The following is a 16627-nucleotide window of genomic DNA, read 5'->3' as shown; positions in this document are numbered from 1 at the left end:
GGTCAAGCATGGGCAAGTTGGTCGTATCGCTCGACGGGGTCGTGATCAAGGAAGTGCAGATCACCAAGGACAAGACGACCCTTGGCCGGCGGCCCTACAACGACATCGTGATCGACAACCTGGCCGTCAGCGGTGAGCACGCGGTGCTGCAGATGGTCGGCTCCGATGTGTTCATCGAAGACCTGAACAGCACCAACGGCACCTACATCAACGGCAAGGCCGTCAAGAAGCAGCTGCTGGCGCACAACGACACCGTCGAGATCGGCAAGTACAAGATCAAGTACCTGGTCGAGGACGGCACCGACTACGAGAAGACGATGATCATGAAGCCCGGCGCCGCGCCGGTGCCTTCGGCCCAGGGCTTCGCGCAGACGCTGGCGCCGGCCTCGGGCTTCGGCGGGCTCGCCGCGTCGTCGAATCCGGCCACCATCAAGGTGCTGAACGGGGCGGCGGCGGGGCGCGAGGTCGCGCTCACCAAGGTGGTCACCACCGTCGGCAAGCCCGGCGTGCAGGTCGCCTCGATCACGAAGCGCCCGGGCGGTTATGTGTTCGCCCACGTCGAGGGCGCCACGCGCCCGACGATCAACGGCAACCCGCTGGCCAGCGACACGCTGCCGCTGAAGAACGGCGACGTGATCGAACTCGCCGGCACGCAGATGCAGTTCGTGCAGGCCTGACGGGCTCGGCACCCGGCGAGATTTTCTGTAGCCCGGCCGGCGTGAAGCAATTCACGTCGATCCCGAATGCCGGGTGTCGAGGTGTTCAAGGCGGGCCGAATCGCGGCTTCGCACCTTGCATCACCGGGCGGTCGCGGTCAGCATTCAGCGTTCTGTCCTGCTGGCGTGCGTGTGCCGCGCGCCTCCTGCCACCGCCATGAAAATCCGCGTCCTCGGGTGCTCCGGGGCCATTGCCGCAGGCAGCCGGACCACCGCCTTCCTGGTTGATCACGATGTGCTCGTCGATGCGGGCACCGGCGTGGGTGACCTGTCGCTCGACGAGCTCGCGCAGATCGACCACATCCTGATCAGCCACTCGCACCTCGATCACATCCTGTCGATCGGGCTGCTGGCCGACAGCGTGATGCGCCGGCGCATGGCCGCCGGCCGGCCGCCGATCCAGGTGCATGCGCTGCCGCAGACGCTGGAGGCGCTGCGCCAGCACATCTTCAATGGCGTGATCTGGCCTGACTTCACGCGGCTGCCCAGCCGCGAACAGCCGGTGCTGCAGCTGCGCCCGTTCGAGGTCGGCCAGCAATTGATGCTCGGCGGCAAGACGTTCGAGGTGCTGAGTGCGGCCCACACGGTGCCGGCGGTCGGCTTCGGGCTGAAGGGCGTCGACGGCTGGTGGATCTACACCGGCGACACCGGGCCGAATCCGCTACTGTGGGAGCGGCTGTCTGAAATGACGGTGGCGCACCTGGTGATCGAAACCGCGTTCAGCGATGACGAGCGCCAGCTGGCGCGCATCAGCCGGCACCTGTGCCCGGCGGCGCTGGGCCACGAACTCGGGTCGCTGAAGGGCAGCGTCACTGTGCACATCACGCACATCAAGCCGGGCGAGGTCGACTCGGTGATGCAGGAAGTTGCCAACCTCGTCACGCCGCATCGCATCGCGGCACTGCAGGCGGGTCAGATGATCGAGTTGGCCTGAATCATCTGACAACGGATTTCGCGGGGCCGGTGACAACTTCGGAGTGACGCTTTTCGTCAATCCAGAACCGGGGCAGTAGGCGATTGGTGCGGGCGGTGACCGCCCGTGTCAGAACTGCGGGCGAAATTCACATCAAAACTAGGGATTGAGCTTGGCACGAGGACTGCATCTTGTCTGGCGTGTCCCACCCGTTCCCATCTCAGGAGCTCTACACCATGAAGCGCGTTCAACAAGGTTTCACCCTCATCGAACTGATGATCGTCGTTGCGATCATCGGTATCCTGGCTGCCGTCGCTCTGCCGGCTTACCAGGACTACACCATCCGTGCCAAGAACTCGGAAGTCATCCTGGCTGCGTCGGCTTGCCGCACCACGATCACTGAAGTGTTCCAGTCGGGCAGCTCCGTTCCCCAAGCTGCCAACAGCTGGGGCTGCGAGGCGAGCACCGCCACGTCGCAATACGTTGCCTCGATTTCGACGGCAGCCACCACCGGCGTGATCACCGTGACCAGCCAAGGCATCAAGAACATGGCCAACGGCGCCATGGGCGGCAAGGTCACCCTGATCCCCTACAAGGACGCTGCCACCACCGCTCCGACGGCTGGCGACTCCGTGTACCGCTGGGTTTGCGGCGGCACGGGCACCGACATCCTGGCGAAGTTCCTGCCGGGTTCGTGCCGCGGCTGATCCGCTTAGCTGATTTTTCAGCAGACAATGGCGGCCCTCGGGCCGCCATTTTCATTTTCTGAGCCCGCTCCAGCGCACCCGATGCTCGAACTGCTGTCCCTGCTGGCCCTGGTGGCCGCCTGGCTGGTCCCGGATCACTACCCGCCTTGGACTTCGTTCTACAACGAGGTCTGTGCGGTGATCGCATTGTTCGCCCTCGCGCTGGACGCCGGCCGCGGCTGGTTGCGTGAACGCCTGCCGATCGTGTTCTGGTTCGTCGGTGCGGTGGCGCTCATCCCACCCGTGCAGTGGCTGTGCGGCCGGCTGGTCTATGCCGGCGATGCCTGGGTCGCGGCCTTCTACGTGATGGCCTTTGCCTCGGCGATCGGCGTCGGGTACGTGCGCGTCGGCCACAAGCCGAGATTCGCCGAAATGCTGTCCGCCGTCTTGCTGGTGGGGGCTGCCGCGTCGAGCGTGCTCGCACTGGGACAGGCATTCGAATTCCAGATGGGCTTGTGGGCCAACCAGATCCCGTCCACCCTCCGTCCGTCGGCCAACCTGGGCCAGCCCAACAACCTGGCGACCCTGATCGGCATGGCCGGGGTCGGCCTGCTCTACCTGTACGAGCTGCGCCGCGTGGGCGGGCTGTCGGCCGCCGCGCTGCTGGCGTTGCTGCTGACAGCGATGGCCGTGACGCAGTCGCGCACAGCCCTCGCATTCGGTCCCGTCGTGCTGGTTGGCATGCTGTTGATGCGGCGACGCGTCGGGTTCCGCACGCCACTGTCCGCGGTGGCCGCCGTCACGGCCTGCCAGTTCCTGATGATGTGGATCTGGCCGCAAGTGCAGTCGGCGCTGCTTTTGACCAGCACGAACCCGCTCGGCGCACGGGCCTTGTCGTCGAATCGCTACGTCGTGTGGCCGCAGCTGGTGGAGGCCCTCAACCACTCGCCCTGGACCGGCTACGGCTGGCTTCAGGTCGGCGAGGCCCAGCTCAGCATGGCCGGACCGGGCGTGCAGTTCAACGAACTCTGGCTGCATGGCCACAACCTGTTCCTTGAGCTGCTGCTCTGGTGCGGCTATCCGCTGGGTGGCCTGCTCGCGCTGTGCATCGTGGCCTGGGCCGTGAAGCGGACTCTCTCCGTGCGCAGCCTGCCCGGTGCAGCCGGCGTGCTGACGCTGGCCGTGGTCGGCGCGCACAGCATGATCGAGCTGCCGTACCACTACCTCTACCTGCTGGTGCCGGTCGGATTGTGGATCGGGATCCTCGAGCGCGCCGATCCGGGCCATCGGAACACACCGGCGCGCTGGGGGGGCGCTGTCGTGGCCGTCGCCGCCGCACTGGGTCTCGGGTTGACCTGGGGCTACCGCGACGTCGAGGAAGACTTTCGCCTGATCCGCTTCGAGAAGTCGCGCATCGGCTTGTTGAGCGCCACCCAGCCGGCGCCTGACGCCCCGCTGCTGTCTTCGCTGACGGCGTTCCTGCGAGTGTCCCGGACGCCGCTCACGGCGTCTCTGACCGATGCCGAAGTGACCGAGCTTGGGCAACTCATGCGACGCTATCCCTATCCCGCGTCGATCATGCGCTACGCGGCAGCGCTCGCGCTGACAGGCCGGGCCGACGAAGGGCGACAGGTCTTCATGAGCATGCGATCGATCTATGGCGATAGGTCGATCACGAACCAGCGCAAGGTCCTGCGCGAACAGGCCGAACTGGAGCGTCAGCCCAAGCTGCTCGAGTTCGAGGCTTCACTCCCTGATTGAGATGCCATGGACATCTTCCACGCCCTTCCGCGCCGCATTCGCGCCACGTCCGTGCATGTTCTCGTCAGCGGCTGCATCGCAGCGCTGGCCAGCGTGCTCGTGTTCCTGGTCTGGTATCCGAGCCCCTACGGTGAACTCACCGGCGGGCTGAACCTGTTCGTCCTGCTGACCGCCGTCGACCTGGTGCTCGGCCCCGTGCTGACGGCCGTCGTGGCCGCGCCGGGCAAGCCGGTGCGCGAACTGGTGCGCGACATCGCCGTCATCGCCTGCGTGCAGGCCGCCGCATTCGGCTACGGCATCTACACGATCGCGCTGGCCCGGCCCGCGGTCATCGCCTTCGAGGTCGATCGACTGCGCGTCGTGACGGCCATCGAGATCGAAACCGAATCGCTGGCCGCCGCGCCGCCGGGCATGCGCCAGCTGTCGTGGACCGGCCCGGTCCTGCTGGCCGCACGCAAACCCATGGCGCCGGATGCCGCGTTCCGCGCCATGACCAAGGGCCTGGGCGGCGTGGATCTGTCGATGGACCCGGCCAACTGGTCGGACATCGCCGGCGCACGTGCCGACATGCTGAAGGTGGCCCGCCCGGTCGCGGCGCTCACAGCGCACTATCCCGAGACTGCCGCTGCGGTGCAGTCCATCGCCGCCAAGGCCGGCGTGGATGCCGCCCGGCTTCGCTTCCTGCCGCTGATGTCGCGCCGCGCGAGCTGGGTCGTGCTGCTCGACGAACCGCAGGCGAACATCGTCGGCTACCTCCCGCTGGACGGATTCTTCTGATGTCGCAAGCTTCGCGAGGCAGCCTCGAGGCGCTGCGCGTCACGGCCATCCTGGCCGTCGTCGTCCCCAGCGCGCTGGCATACAACGTCCCGCCCTCCGCGACCTTCCTCAACCAGGCTGCGGCATTGGTGGGATGGGGCGTGTTCCTCTTCCTGATGGTGCTGGCCGGGTGGTCGAATCCACGGCCGCGCCTCAACGCGGGCACCGGCGCCAACAGCCTGCTGGCCGCCTTCGGCCTCATGCTGGCTGGTGTGCTCGCATCGGCCTTGCTGGCTGGTCTGCCCGGGCCGCTGGCGCTCTCGTCGGCCGGCCTGCTGGTGGCCGCCGCGCTCGTCATCTGCGTCGCGGTTGCGGGCGCGCGCACCGAGATCGGGGCGCACGCCTTTCGCGCGTTCTGCGAAGCCCTGGTGTGGGCCGGTGTCGTGAGCGCCGGCATCGCGCTGGTCCAGACCTTCATGCCGGGATGGACCGACGGCACCTGGATCGCGAATGTCTCGTCGCCTGGCCGGGTCGGCGCGAACCTGCGCCAGCCGAACCACCTGGCCAGCCTGCTCGTGCTCTCGGCGATTGCGCTGGTGTGGACCCGGGAGCGCGCATCGGACGCCCCTGGGAGCGCATCCGTCGTGCGCTGGGCCAGCGGCCTGTTGCTGCCGCTGTTCATCTTCGGCATCGTGTTGACCGCGTCCCGCACCGGGGCGATCTGTGTCGCGCTGCTGGCGGTCTGGGCGGCGGTGGATCGCCGCATGTCCCGCACGACGCGACTGCTGCTGTGGGCGGCACCGGTGGTCTTCGTGCTCGGCTGGGTGGGCATGGACGCCTGGGCGCGCGCCGGCGCGCACGCGTTCAGCGGCGATTCGCAGCTGCACCGGTCCGACCTGTCCAGCTCGCGCTTCGCCATCTGGGGCAACACGCTGTCCATGATCGCTGCCCAGCCCTGGACCGGCGTCGGCTGGGGCGAGTTCAACCTGGCCTGGACCCTGTCGGTCTTCCCGGGCCGTCCGACGGCCTTCTTCGACCACACCCACAACCTTCCGCTGCAATTGCTGGTCGAGCTGGGCCTGCCGCTCGGCCTGCTGATCCTGGGCTTGCTGCTTTGCGCGCTGTGGTGCGCATGCCGCGCGGCCGTGCGCGCCCCGGCCGGACCGGACGGCACCCGCATGCGTGCGGCCACGATGATGGTCCTGACCATGGCCGTGCACAGCCAGCTTGAGTACCCGCTCTGGTATGCGTACTTCCTGCTGCCCACCGCCTTCGCCTTCGGCATGGCGCTGTCACGGGACGCTGCCGCGAGCGACCCCCCGCACGGCCGCCGCAGCCTGCCGCCGCTCATGCTGGCGGTGGCCTGCTGCGGGCTCGCCGCCGGAGGCATCGCCGCGGTGGTCGACTACGCACGCGTCGTCGCGATCTTCTCGCCGCCCGCCGGGGCGGCCAGCCTGCAGGACCGCATCGCCGACGGCCAGCGCAGCTGGTTCTTCGCGCACCACGCGGACTACGCAGCGGTGACGACGATCGAGCACCCTTCGGAAGCGATGCCGTCGTTCCGCAGCGCACCGCACTACCTGCTCGATGCGCGCCTGCTGATCGCGTGGGCACGTGCCCTCGACGAGGCCGGCGATGTGCAGCGTGCGCGCTACGTGGCGCAGCGTCTGAGAGAGTTCCACAACGACCAGGCCGAAGCCTTCTTCGCGCCCTGCGACGATGCGGCCGTGAAGGACAAGCCCTTCCAGTGCCTGGCTCCCACGTCTGCGCTCGGCTATCGCGACTTCCGGTAGCGCCAGAACGCGCGCGATGTCCACAGCCGCACGAAGCTCATCAGATGCCATCGCAAATGCCGCCAGCTGCCGCCGCCCGAGGAGCGCCTCGCGTCGTGCACGACCACCGTGTGCGGCAGCACCTCGATGCGCCAGTCCGCGAGCTGCAGGCGCAGGCACAGGTCGACGTCCTCGCAGTACAACCGGTAGCCCGCATCGAAACCGGCCAGCTCGCGGAACACCTCGCTTCGCACGGCCATGAACGAGCCGGCGACCCATTCCATGTCCGCCGTCTCGGTGAGCCGCCGGTCTCGGGAGGCAGCCCGGCGAACCAGCGACAGCGGCGTCGGGATCCGGCGCCGGAAGTCTTCGACCTGGCCGCGCGCGTCCACCTGCCACGGCACCGCGAGGGCACATCGCGGATGCGCCAGCGCTTGCGCGAGCGCGGCGAACGGATCCTCGTGCAGGCGCACGTCGGGGTTGGCGATCACGAACAGCGAGGTTTCGCAGTGACGGAACGCTTCGTTGTGGTTCGCGGCGAAGCCTGCCTGCCTCGCATTGCGGATCGTCAGCACCGGTGCACCGCCGATCGAGGTGGGTGGGGACCACGGCTCGTCGATGTTCAGCGTCACGATGATCCGCCTGACGAGATCGCAGCGGATGCGGTCGAGATCCGAGAGCAGCAGGCTGGCCAACTCGCGCTGCCCGTGGCTGACGATCGATACGGTGATGTCGTTCATCGGGCGCAAGTCTATGCGTTGCCATGCGGCACGCCGGGCGCGCAGCCATGACAGTGACCCCATCGACCGTCGCGCCGCCCGATGCGGGCGAGATGGCTGCCGTGCTGGTGCTGTTCGACCTGCGGTCGGGTACCGCCGCCTCGATCGCTTCGCTGGCGGGTGCCGTGAAGCGGCTCTTCATCGTCGACAACTCGACGTCGGGCCATCCCGCCGTCTCCGACGCTGCCGCGTTGCCGCCGAATGCCAGCGTGCTGGTCAACGGCAATGCCGGTGGCCTGGCGGGTGCCTACAACGCCGCGTTGCGAGCGCTCGGGGATGTCGCCGGTGCCGATGCGGTTCGTCACGTCGTCTTCGTCGACGACGATTCCGATACGGCCAGCCTGTCGGCGTTCCTTGCCCATCCATCGACGCGAAGTGCCTTCTCGCGCCCCGACACCGCGGCAGTGGCTCCAGCTCATCGAGATCGGGCGACCGGGCTGCGAGCCCGCCACCTCGAGCTGTCGCGCTGGCGCTTCCATCACCTGCCGCGTGAGTTCACCGGCACGCGCCCGGTCGCCTTCGTCATCAACTCGATGTCGGTGTGGAGCTTGGCGGCCCTGCGCCGCGTCGGACCCTACAACGAGGGTCTCGCGGTCGACCACGTCGACACCGAATACTGCATGCGGGCGCGGCGCACCGGCCTGCACGTGCTCGTCAACGGTGACTGCGAGTTCGCGCACTCGGTGGGCGAGCGAAAGTCGTACCGGGTGCTCGGCATGACGCTCCAATCGGGAGGCCACAGTGCGCGACGGCGCGGCATGATCGGGCGCAACACCATGTGGCTCGCGACCCGTTATGCGCTGGTCGAGCCGGCATTCTCGGCACTCTGCCTGCTTCGTCTCGCGTACGAAGCGACCGGCATCGCACTGGTCGAGGACCGACGGCTTGCAAAGCTCGCCCACCTGTCGAGCGGGGCGCTCGCGGGGATCTGCTGCCTCGCTCATCCGCCGCGAGCAGGGATTCGCCGATGAATGCAGCCGTGCGCACGGCCGCACAGCGCGTCTGCGCGGTCATCGTCACCTTCGAGCCCGATCTCGCACGCCTGCGGGTGCTGCTCGAGGCGCTGCAGGGCCAGGTCGCGCATGCCTTGGTCGTCGACAACGCGAGCGGCGGTGTGTCCGGCGGCTTCGAATCGCCGCCGGCAGGCGTCGAGTTCGTGCGGCTTCTAGAGAACCGCGGTGTCGCCGCAGCGCAGAACGTAGGCATCCGGCGTGCGCTGGAGCGCGGCAGCGACTTTGTCCTGCTGCTGGACCAGGACAGCGTCCCGGCGCCGGACATGGTGTCCGAACTGGTCGGCGCAGCCGATGCCATGCACCGCGCGGGCCACCGTGTCGCCGCCGTTGGCCCGGCACTGCAGGGCAGCGGCGTGACGGCCGATTTCGTCCGTTTCGGGTGGTTCGGCTACCGCAGGCTGGCGGTGTCGACGGCACGGCCCTGGGTCGCCTGCGACATGCTGATCGCATCCGGCTGCCTTGCCACGCGGGCGGCGCTCGAAACGGTCGGGGACATGGATGAAAGTCTGTTCATCGACAAGGTCGATACCGAGTGGTGCCTGCGCGCGCGCGCGTGCGGCTTCATGCTGGCCGGCGTGTCGTCGGCGGTACTGCAGCACCGGTTGGGCGAGTACACGCTGCGCGTGTGGTGGATGCGCTGGCGCCAGGTGCCGGCGCATCGGCCCTTCCGCTACTACTACATCGTGCGCAACAGCGTTCTGGTGTGGCGCCGGCCGTACGCCGGATGGCGCTGGCGCACCGCCGACATCAAGCAGTGCCTCCACATCGTGCTCTTCTTCGGCTTCTTGAGCGAGGCTCGATCGCAGAACCTGCCACCGATGCTGCGCGGACTGCGTGACGGCCTGCTGTCGCGCGCCGGACCCCGGTCGAGCGCGCGCGACTGAGGAAGCTCGTCAGTTCGAGTCGGCCGGTGGGCCGATCCGCAGCCCGCTTGCCAACCGGTCCCACAGCCGGTTGAGCCGGCCCCGCATCAGGATGCGCGACGGCACGGGTCGGCGGTGACCCTCGCGCAACCGGAAATACCGCTGAGTGAAACGAGGATCGCTCGGGCCGAGGTTTCCGATGGGCACGCCCAGCTTCCACGCCAGGAACGGAAGGCTGATCTGGTCACGCCGGACGCCGCTGCGGTAAGCCGCCCACCATGCGGCCATCAGGCGCTGGACGCCGGGCGACGCGTGGCGGCGCACGATCACGCCGGCCTCGTGGAGACCGTGTCCGCGCGGAAAGCCCTCGGCCGCATAGCCGCGCATCTGGCGCCGGATGGTCCCCGACCACGCGTACCCGATCGCGGCGCATTCCTCGGATTCCTGGTAGGCGCAGTCGCGGAACGGATGCGCATAGAGCGACAGGTCGCGCGTGGTGAGCGCGCTCGCGACCATCGGACGAGGATCCGCGATGACCTGGATGTTTCCATCGACGTAGAGGCTGACCTCGTGCTGCGGGAAAAGCAGGTGCGGGTGCATCTTGGCGTAACGGTTCAACTCCGGAGCGCTCAGCGGCATGGCCGGCAGGCGTTGCAGGATCCAGGGCGACGGAACGGACACGGCCGCGTCCGACAGGCAGACAAAGTCGATGTCCGCGCTCTCGAACAGCGGCGCCGGCAGCTCGTCGTAGTTGCCGGCGATGCAGGTGTAGATCAGCAGGCGTCCGGTGCTCACAGCCATGCGTCCGCCCAGGCCAGGAAGCTCAGCACGCACCACAGCACGCCGGAGTGGTCTGCCTTGGCCGCGCGGTGCTCGGCCAGCAGGCGGGTGCAGAACGGGCGGTTCAACGAGGGCGATCCCTTGCTGCCGTGGATCAGGTCGGCCGCCCAACCGTGCAGGTCCGAACGCAGCCAATCGGCCAGTGGCGCCGAGAAGCCTTGCTTCGGGCGCTCGACCAACGCGCGCGGCACGTAGCGGTAGAGCAGTTCGCGCAGCACGCGTTTCGATTGGCCCGCACCGACCAGGTAGTCGGTGGGCAGCGACGCCGCCAGCTCGGCGACGCGGTGGTCGAGCAACGGGGCGCGGCTCTCCAGGCTGTTGGCCATGGTGGCACGGTCCACCTTGGCGAGGATGTCACCCGGCAGATACGTGCGCTGGTCGAGCAGCATGGCCGCCCGCACGTAGTCGGCCTGCTGCCCCTGGGCGAGGGGGGCTGGTGCGGAGAAGACGGTTTCCGGGCGGCGTGCGCCCGGCACGATGTCCAGGTCATCCTGAGAGACCCGGGCCAGCACCTCGGCAATGTCCGTCGGGCCGCGCGCCGACAGCAAGGCGTGGCGAAGGCGAAGTCGTTGCGCGACCAGGCGCGAAGCGATCGGCCTCGGCAACGGGGCCGACAGCGCCTGGGCAGCGCGCCACGGAACGGCGGCCAGCAACGCGGCGAATGCGTGCCGCCCCGGCAGCCCGGCGTAGCGCCTGCCGACCAGGTACTTCGGGTAGCCGCCGAACACCTCGTCGCCGCCGTCGCCGGACAGCGCCACGGTGACATCCCGGCGAACCAGGCCGGCCAGCAGGAAGGTCGGAATCTGGGACGAGTCGCCGAGCGGTTCGTCGTACAGCGTTGGCAACTGCGGAATCACAGCGCGCGCGTGGGAACTGCTGACGTAGAGCTCGGTGTGCAGGGTCTGCAGGTGCTGCGCGACCGCACGTGCGTGCGGCGCTTCGTCGGTGGCGGCCTGGTCGAACCCGATGCAGTACGTCCGGATCGGCGTGGTGGACTGCGCCTGCATCAGCGCCACGATGGTCGAGGAATCGATGCCGCCGGACAGCATCGCGCCGAGCGGGACGTCGGCCTGCATCTGCCCCTTCACGGCATCGCGGAGCAAGGTGTCCAGTGAGTCGACCGCGTCCGCGAAGCTGCCCTCGAAGGGATGTGCCAGGCCTTGCGCGAAAGCGTCTTCGGCACGCCAGTAGTGCCGTGCGACCGAGGACCCGTCGATGTCCAGCTCCAGGAGGGTGCCCGGTTCCAGCTTGTGCACGTTCTCATAGATGCTGTGCGGCGCGGCGATGTAGCCGAAGCGCATCAGCTGGGCCACCGCATCCAGGTTCAAGCGCCGCTCGAACGATGGATGGGCGGCCAGAGCCTTCAGCTCGGACGCAAACAGGAACGCGTTGCGCTGACGGGTGTAGTAGATCGGCTTCTCGCCGAACCGGTCACGTGCCAGCGCCAGGCGCCGCTGCTGACGGTCCCACAGGGCGATCGCGAACATGCCGACACAACGTGTCAGTGCAGCCGCGAGCCCCCGTTCCTCGATGAGCGCCAGCAGGACCTCGGTGTCGGAGTGGCCCTTGAACACCGCGCCGCGCGCGACGAGTTCTTTGCGCAGGCTGGCGTGGTTGTAGATCTCGCCGTTGAAGGCCAGCACGTAGCGCCCGCTGGTGCTGAGCATCGGCTGGTGGCCGGAGGGTGAGGTGTCGACGATCGCCAGTCTCAGGTGCCCGATCGCGACGCCTTCGTGCAGCCAGGTTCCGCTGTCGTCGGGGCCGCGATGCGCGATGCGGGCCAGCATCTCGCGCAAGGTGCCTTCGGCAGCCTCCTTGCCCCGCGTGAGGTCGATGAATCCGGCGATGCCGCACATGTCAGGTCTCCTGCGCTTCGTCGCGCGACCGCCAGTAGTGGATTCCAGCCAACAGCACGATGAACTGCGAGCAGACCAGGGTGGCCATCCAGCCCGTCGGTCCGAATGCCGCGATGGCGGGAATGCCGACCAGGACACAGAGACCGAGAATGGCGAGGTTCAGCGACATCACCTTCGGCTTGCGATGGCTCAAGGTGAGGTATCCGGTCAGTGCGGGGCCGAATATGCCGACCACCAGCCACCCGAGGCCCCAGGCCAGCAAGGACCGCGTGTCCTCGGTTGTCGTACCGAAGATGAACGCCGACAACGGCTCGCGGCAAGCCCACAGGGTGCCGGCCAGCAGCGCTGTCGCCGCGAGATGGGCGGCGATGAGCTGGCCGAGCAGGCGCCAGTAGGCGCGCCGATCGTTGACGTAGCTGCTCGCCAGGCGCGGATAGGCGGCGACGTAGGTCAGTTGGCAGGCTGCCGACAGCGCGTTGACCACACGCTCGACGGCGCTGTAGCTGCCGGCCGACGAGGCACCGGCCACCTGGTTGATCAGGATCGGGCCCGCCACGGTGTACAGCGCGGAGGCCAGTTGAGAAGCGAACAGCGGCCAATCCTCTCGCAGCAGCGGCAACGGGCGGCTGTTGCGTGCGGTGTCGGGCCGCAGGCCGGCGAGCCGCCAGGCCGAGCACAGGGTGACCAAGCCGACGAACACACCCCCGAATGACAACGACACGGCGGCGGCCACCACCGATCCGGTGCTGCTGCCGGAGACCCCCCACCACCCGAGCGCCAGCGCCCCGCACGAGCCGGCGATGGCGGCGAGCGCAACCCGTAGAAATCGTCCCTGGAACTGCAGAAACCAGCTTGCGTTGGCCGCCGCGCCGATCGGGACCAGCAGCAGCACGAACCAGCTCCCGGTGCCGGCGGCGCCGGCAGGGGCCTGCGTGGCGGCCACGAGCACCATCAGCGGCAGCACGACGGCCAGCAGAGCGGCCTTGCCGACCACGACATCGGCCAGGATGGCACCCGTCGCGGACGGGTTGCCGGCCAGGCGTTGTGGGCCCGTCAGCTGGAATGCGTACTGCGTGACGAGTCCTCCGAAGCCTGCCCATGCGAGGGCCACTGCCAGGTGGCCATAGTTCGCCAGACCGATCGAGCGCACGATGTGGGGCACGAGCAGCAGCGGCACCAGCGCCCCCGCCGCGTACTGGAACAGCAGGATCGCATTGGCCTTCGCGATGTGGCGGATCATGCCGGGATCGTCATTCGCCGGATCGGTGCGGCATGCGCGGCCCGGGCCCATGAGCTTCTGCTACCGTAGCGCGTGCGCTCGCCGCCCTGCCGCGCCTTCCCGCAAAATCCATGACCAGCTTCGTCGTTGCGCTGTTGATTTCATTCGTCATATCCGGGCTCATTATCCGGGTCTCGCGTCGGCATGGATCCTTGCCTTGGGACGACACCCGGACCGGCGTGCAGAAGTTCCACGCGGTGTCGACGCCGCGTGTCGGTGGCTTGGCCCTGCTGGCGGCGCTGCTGGGGCTGGCACTGTTGATGACGGTCACTTCTCCGGCGTTGGCGGGCAGTTTCTCGCTGCTGCTGCTGGCCGGCGCGCCGGCGCTGCTGACCGGCCTGGCCGAAGACATGACCAAGCGCGTCGGCGTGCTGCCGCGCCTGCTCGCGACCATGCTGAGTGGTGCCATCGCGTTCTTCTGGCTCGGCGCGGAGATACGGCGCGTCGATGTCGGATTTCTCGATGCCCTGCTGCTCTATCACGCCGTGAGCCTGCTGCTGAGCACGATGGCCGTCGGCGGACTGGCCAACGCCATCAACATCATCGATGGGTACAACGGACTGGCGGCCGTGGTGGCCAGCGCGATGTTCCTGTCGCTGGCTTACGTGGGTTTGCAGGTGGGGGACCCGCTGATCGTCGCCACCGCGCTGGCCGCCACCGGCGCCCTGGTGGGATTTCTCGTCTGGAACTGGCCGCGCGGGCTGATCTTCCTGGGCGACGGCGGGGCCTATTTTGTCGGCTATCTGCTGGCGGTGCTGGTCATCCTGCTGGTGGCGCGGCACCCGCAGGTGTCGGCCTGGTACGCGCTGGTGCTGTTCGTGTACCCGGTCTTCGAGACGGTGTTCTCGATGTGGCGCCGACGTTTCCTGCGCGGCACGAGCCCCGGCTTGCCGGATGGCCTGCACCTGCATACGCTGATCTTTCGCCGGCTGGTGCGCTGGGCCGTCGGACGCCAGGAGGCTGCCAGCCTCACATTGCGCAACAGCCTGACTGCGCCGTATCTGTGGGCGTTGTCGAGCTTCGCCGTCCTGCCGGCATCGCTGCTGTGGCGCCACACTCTCGGGCTGCAGATCGTCGCTGCGATCTTCTGCGTGTTGTACGTGTGGCTGTATGCCCGATTGGTGAGGTTTCGCGCACCTCGCGCACTGATGATTCGTTCGAAGAAGGGCGGGCTGATCAGCCGCTGGCGCGACTTCTGACTCCGGCTCAGGTAGCCGCCACCCAATCCCCCGACTTCCCCCCGTGCTTCTCCAGCACCCGGATCTCCCCCATCACCATCCCGCGGTCGACCGCCTTGCACATGTCGTAGACGGTCAGCAGCCCGACCTGCACCGCTGTCAGCGCCTCCATCTCGACACCGGTGCGCCCGAGCGTCTCGACCTGCGCGGTGCAGCGCACGAGGTTCTCGCCCGCATCGATCTCGAAATCCACCGCCACCTTGGTGATCGGCAGCGGATGGCACAGCGGAATGAGCTCGGCGGTGCGCTTGCAGGCCTGGATCGCCGCGATGCGCGCGATGCCGATCACGTCGCCCTTCTTCGCGGTGCCGCCCTGGATCAGCGCGAGCGTGGCCGGCTGCATGCGGATCACGCCGGCGGCGCGCGCGATGCGGTGCGTCTCGGCCTTGCCCGACACGTCGACCATGTGCGCCTGCCCCTGCGCGTCGAAGTGGGTCAGGCCGCTCGCGGGCGGGGACTGTGCTGGGGGAAGGGGCTTGGACATGAAGGGAAACATCCGGGCAACGTGGCGCTGGCATCATAGCGACCGGCCGCTCCTCGCCTTCGTGCCCCACCGGATGACACGTTCACGCTCCACCCGCCTCACCGCATCGCTGTGCGCGCTGGCCCTGCTCGCCGGCAGCGCCGGCGTGCGTGCGCAGGGCACCACCCCGCTGGCCACGCAGAACGCGCTGCCCGCGCTCGGCGACTCGATCTCCGACGACCTGAGCGTCGGCACCGAACGCCGCCTGGGCGACCAGATCATGCGGGCGATCCGACAGGATCCCGACTACCTCGACGATCCCGTCCTGGTCGAGTACCTGCAGTCGATCTGGCAGCCGCTGGTGGCGGCCTCGCGCGCCCAGGGCAACATCGATGCCGAGTCCGACCAGCGCTTCGCCTGGGAGCCGTTCCTGGTGCGCGACAAGACCGTCAACGCGTTCGCGCTGCCCGGCGGCTACGTCGGCGTGCACCTGGGCCTGATCGCGATGACCGCCACGCGCGACGAGCTCGCCTCGGTGCTCGCGCACGAGATGTCGCACGTGACGCAGCGCCACATCGCGCGCGGCATGGTCAACAGCCGGCGCCAGTCGCTGATCGGCCTGGCCGGCATGATCCTCGGCGTGATCGCCGCGACGCGCAGCAACCGCGTCGACGGCGCCAACGCGATCTTCACCGGCTCGCAGGCCGCGTCGGTGCAGGGCCAGCTGAACTTCTCTCGCGACATGGAGCGCGAGGCCGACCGCGTCGGCTTCAAGGTGCTCACCGGCGCCGGCTTCGCGCCCGGCGGCATGGCGGCGATGTTCGAGAAGCTCGACCAGGCTTCGCACCTGAACGACAGCGGCGGCTTCCCGTACCTGCGCACCCACCCGATCACCACCGAGCGCATCGGCGACGCCCGCCAGCGCCTGGGCACCGCCGCGCCGGTGGCACCGGTCAGCGTGCTCGCCCACGTGGCCGCGCAGGCGCGCTCCCGCGTGCTGATGGACACCCGCATCGACGCGCTGCGCCGCTGGCAGTCGCAGGACAAGGTGGCGCCCGATGCCAGCGTGGGAGATCGCCTGAACGCCGCCTATGCGAGCGCGCTCGCGTCGACGCTGCTGCACGACTGGAGCCGCGCCGATGCGGCATTGCAGGTGGCACTCGGCGTCGTGCGCGGCAGCCCGCGCAGCGATGCCGTCGCCGAGCGCGAGGTCGTGCTGCTGCAGGCGCAGTCGCTGGCCGAGCGCGGCGACGGCGTGCGCGCCGGCCAGGTGCTCAAGCCTTATGCCGAGGCGGGCGCCACGCCGTCGCGCGCGGTGCTGCTGATGCAGGCCCAGGCAGCGCTCGCGGCGCCGAAGACCGACCCGGCCGTCAAGCGCAGCGCCGACGACCTGCAGACCTGGACCACGCTGCACCCGAGCGACGCGCTCGCCTGGCAGCAGCTCAGCCGCACCTGGGAGCAGCTCGGCCAGCAGCTGCGGTCACTGCGGGCCGAGGCCGAATCGCATTACGCCGTCGGCGACCTGACCGGCGCCGTCGACCGCCTGCGCGCCGGCCAGCGCCTGGCCCGCACGCCGGGCGGCAAGGTCGACTTCATCGACGCATCGATCATCGACGCGCGGCTGCGCGAGCTCGAAGGCCAGCGCCGCCGCCAGATGGAAGAAGAACGCCGCCAGGAAGGCTGACCTCCACC

Annotated in this window: 15 protein-coding genes; 10 read left to right on the top strand and 5 right to left on the bottom strand. The window is 68.7% G+C overall.

Annotated elements, in window-relative coordinates; all coding sequences use genetic code 11:
• The first annotated feature begins 8 nt into the window (after positions 1-8).
• From AC1D1T_RS07645 to AC1D1T_RS07620, 6 genes are all read left to right on the top strand, one after another.
• Positions 9-677 (top strand): FHA domain-containing protein, encoded by a 669-nt coding sequence (locus AC1D1T_RS07645; protein WP_047501168.1) that lies wholly within the window; start codon positions 9-11, stop codon positions 675-677.
• 196 nt (positions 678-873) lie between these two features.
• Positions 874-1650, top strand: coding sequence for an MBL fold metallo-hydrolase (locus tag AC1D1T_RS07640; protein WP_477824685.1), 777 nt, complete (start codon positions 874-876; stop codon positions 1648-1650).
• 215 nt (positions 1651-1865) lie between these two features.
• The gene (locus AC1D1T_RS07635) at positions 1866-2336 is read left to right on the top strand and encodes a pilin (RefSeq protein ID WP_477824686.1); all 471 of its coding nucleotides are present in this window, start codon (positions 1866-1868) and stop codon (positions 2334-2336) included.
• Positions 2337-2417: 81 nt separating this feature from the next.
• Positions 2418-4076: a PglL family O-oligosaccharyltransferase gene (locus AC1D1T_RS07630; protein ID WP_477824687.1), complete on the top strand. Its 1659-nt coding sequence runs from the start codon at positions 2418-2420 to the stop codon at positions 4074-4076.
• Positions 4077-4082: 6 nt separating this feature from the next.
• Positions 4083-4853, top strand: coding sequence for a TfpX/TfpZ family type IV pilin accessory protein (tfpZ, locus tag AC1D1T_RS07625; RefSeq protein WP_477824688.1), 771 nt, complete (start codon positions 4083-4085; stop codon positions 4851-4853).
• Positions 4853-6625, top strand: coding sequence for a PglL family O-oligosaccharyltransferase (locus tag AC1D1T_RS07620; protein ID WP_477824689.1), 1773 nt, complete (start codon positions 4853-4855; stop codon positions 6623-6625). Before tfpZ ends, AC1D1T_RS07620 begins: the two co-directional genes overlap by 1 nt.
• Here the strand turns inward: AC1D1T_RS07620 and AC1D1T_RS07615 are convergent.
• A complete protein-coding gene (locus AC1D1T_RS07615) occupies positions 6607-7344 on the bottom strand; it encodes a glycosyltransferase (protein ID WP_477824690.1) in 738 nt (245 codons plus the stop codon). The genes AC1D1T_RS07620 and AC1D1T_RS07615 overlap by 19 nt on opposite strands.
• Before the next feature lie 92 nt (positions 7345-7436).
• Here AC1D1T_RS07615 and AC1D1T_RS07610 point away from each other — a divergent pair, with 92 nt between their 5' ends.
• Positions 7437-8354: a glycosyltransferase family protein gene (locus tag AC1D1T_RS07610; protein WP_477824691.1), complete on the top strand. Its 918-nt coding sequence runs from the start codon at positions 7437-7439 to the stop codon at positions 8352-8354.
• Positions 8351-9280 (top strand): glycosyltransferase family 2 protein, encoded by a 930-nt coding sequence (locus tag AC1D1T_RS07605; protein WP_477824692.1) that lies wholly within the window; start codon positions 8351-8353, stop codon positions 9278-9280. Before AC1D1T_RS07610 ends, AC1D1T_RS07605 begins: the two co-directional genes overlap by 4 nt.
• A gap of 9 nt (positions 9281-9289) precedes the next feature.
• Here AC1D1T_RS07605 and AC1D1T_RS07600 read toward each other — a convergent pair whose 3' ends face one another.
• Genes AC1D1T_RS07600 through AC1D1T_RS07590 form a run of 3 tightly spaced genes read right to left on the bottom strand, consistent with a single transcriptional unit; the run spans position 9290 to position 13195 of the window.
• The gene (locus AC1D1T_RS07600) at positions 9290-10060 is read right to left on the bottom strand and encodes a glycosyltransferase domain-containing protein (protein ID WP_477824693.1); all 771 of its coding nucleotides are present in this window, start codon (positions 10058-10060) and stop codon (positions 9290-9292) included.
• A complete protein-coding gene (gene asnB, locus AC1D1T_RS07595; protein ID WP_477824694.1) occupies positions 10051-11955 on the bottom strand; it encodes an asparagine synthase (glutamine-hydrolyzing) in 1905 nt (634 codons plus the stop codon). Before asnB ends, AC1D1T_RS07600 begins: the two co-directional genes overlap by 10 nt.
• 1 nt (position 11956) lies before the next feature.
• The gene (locus AC1D1T_RS07590; RefSeq protein WP_477841063.1) at positions 11957-13195 is read right to left on the bottom strand and encodes a lipopolysaccharide biosynthesis protein; all 1239 of its coding nucleotides are present in this window, start codon (positions 13193-13195) and stop codon (positions 11957-11959) included.
• 110 nt (positions 13196-13305) lie between these two features.
• On the opposite strand from AC1D1T_RS07590, the gene AC1D1T_RS07585 reads away from it, so the two are divergent.
• The gene (locus tag AC1D1T_RS07585) at positions 13306-14433 is read left to right on the top strand and encodes an MraY family glycosyltransferase (protein ID WP_477824696.1); all 1128 of its coding nucleotides are present in this window, start codon (positions 13306-13308) and stop codon (positions 14431-14433) included.
• Positions 14434-14440: 7 nt separating this feature from the next.
• Here AC1D1T_RS07585 and moaC read toward each other — a convergent pair whose 3' ends face one another.
• Positions 14441-14956: a cyclic pyranopterin monophosphate synthase MoaC gene (gene moaC, locus AC1D1T_RS07580; protein WP_465111258.1), complete on the bottom strand. Its 516-nt coding sequence runs from the start codon at positions 14954-14956 to the stop codon at positions 14441-14443.
• A gap of 73 nt (positions 14957-15029) precedes the next feature.
• Here moaC and AC1D1T_RS07575 point away from each other — a divergent pair, with 73 nt between their 5' ends.
• Positions 15030-16619, top strand: a complete 1590-nt coding sequence (locus AC1D1T_RS07575) for a M48 family metalloprotease (RefSeq protein ID WP_477824697.1) — start codon at positions 15030-15032, stop codon at positions 16617-16619.
• The last annotated feature ends 8 nt before the right edge of the window (positions 16620-16627 follow it).

The sequence above is a fragment of the Rhizobacter sp. P2_H3 genome (assembly GCF_056403355.1).
This window is presented reverse-complemented; position numbering and strand designations above follow the sequence as displayed.

Bases quoted from the DNA above. Each gene is read 5' to 3' on its own strand.
- AC1D1T_RS07605 (WP_477824692.1), top strand. From the start codon at position 8,351: ATGAATGCAGCCGTGCGCACGGCCGCACAGCGCGTCTGCGCGGTCATC.
- AC1D1T_RS07575 (WP_477824697.1), top strand. From the start codon at position 15,030: ATGACACGTTCACGCTCCACCCGCCTCACCGCATCGCTGTGCGCGCTG.
- AC1D1T_RS07640 (WP_477824685.1), top strand. From the start codon at position 874: ATGAAAATCCGCGTCCTCGGGTGCTCCGGGGCCATTGCCGCAGGCAGC.
- AC1D1T_RS07600 (WP_477824693.1), bottom strand. From the start codon at position 10,060: ATGGCTGTGAGCACCGGACGCCTGCTGATCTACACCTGCATCGCCGGC.
- AC1D1T_RS07630 (WP_477824687.1), top strand. From the start codon at position 2,418: ATGCTCGAACTGCTGTCCCTGCTGGCCCTGGTGGCCGCCTGGCTGGTC.
- AC1D1T_RS07620 (WP_477824689.1), top strand. From the start codon at position 4,853: ATGTCGCAAGCTTCGCGAGGCAGCCTCGAGGCGCTGCGCGTCACGGCC.
- tfpZ (WP_477824688.1), top strand. From the start codon at position 4,083: ATGGACATCTTCCACGCCCTTCCGCGCCGCATTCGCGCCACGTCCGTG.
- moaC (WP_465111258.1), bottom strand. From the start codon at position 14,956: ATGTCCAAGCCCCTTCCCCCAGCACAGTCCCCGCCCGCGAGCGGCCTG.
- AC1D1T_RS07635 (WP_477824686.1), top strand. From the start codon at position 1,866: ATGAAGCGCGTTCAACAAGGTTTCACCCTCATCGAACTGATGATCGTC.
- AC1D1T_RS07645 (WP_047501168.1), top strand. From the start codon at position 9: ATGGGCAAGTTGGTCGTATCGCTCGACGGGGTCGTGATCAAGGAAGTG.
- AC1D1T_RS07610 (WP_477824691.1), top strand. From the start codon at position 7,437: ATGGCTGCCGTGCTGGTGCTGTTCGACCTGCGGTCGGGTACCGCCGCC.
- asnB (WP_477824694.1), bottom strand. From the start codon at position 11,955: ATGTGCGGCATCGCCGGATTCATCGACCTCACGCGGGGCAAGGAGGCT.
- AC1D1T_RS07615 (WP_477824690.1), bottom strand. From the start codon at position 7,344: ATGAACGACATCACCGTATCGATCGTCAGCCACGGGCAGCGCGAGTTG.
- AC1D1T_RS07590 (WP_477841063.1), bottom strand. From the start codon at position 13,195: ATGATCCGCCACATCGCGAAGGCCAATGCGATCCTGCTGTTCCAGTAC.
- AC1D1T_RS07585 (WP_477824696.1), top strand. From the start codon at position 13,306: ATGACCAGCTTCGTCGTTGCGCTGTTGATTTCATTCGTCATATCCGGG.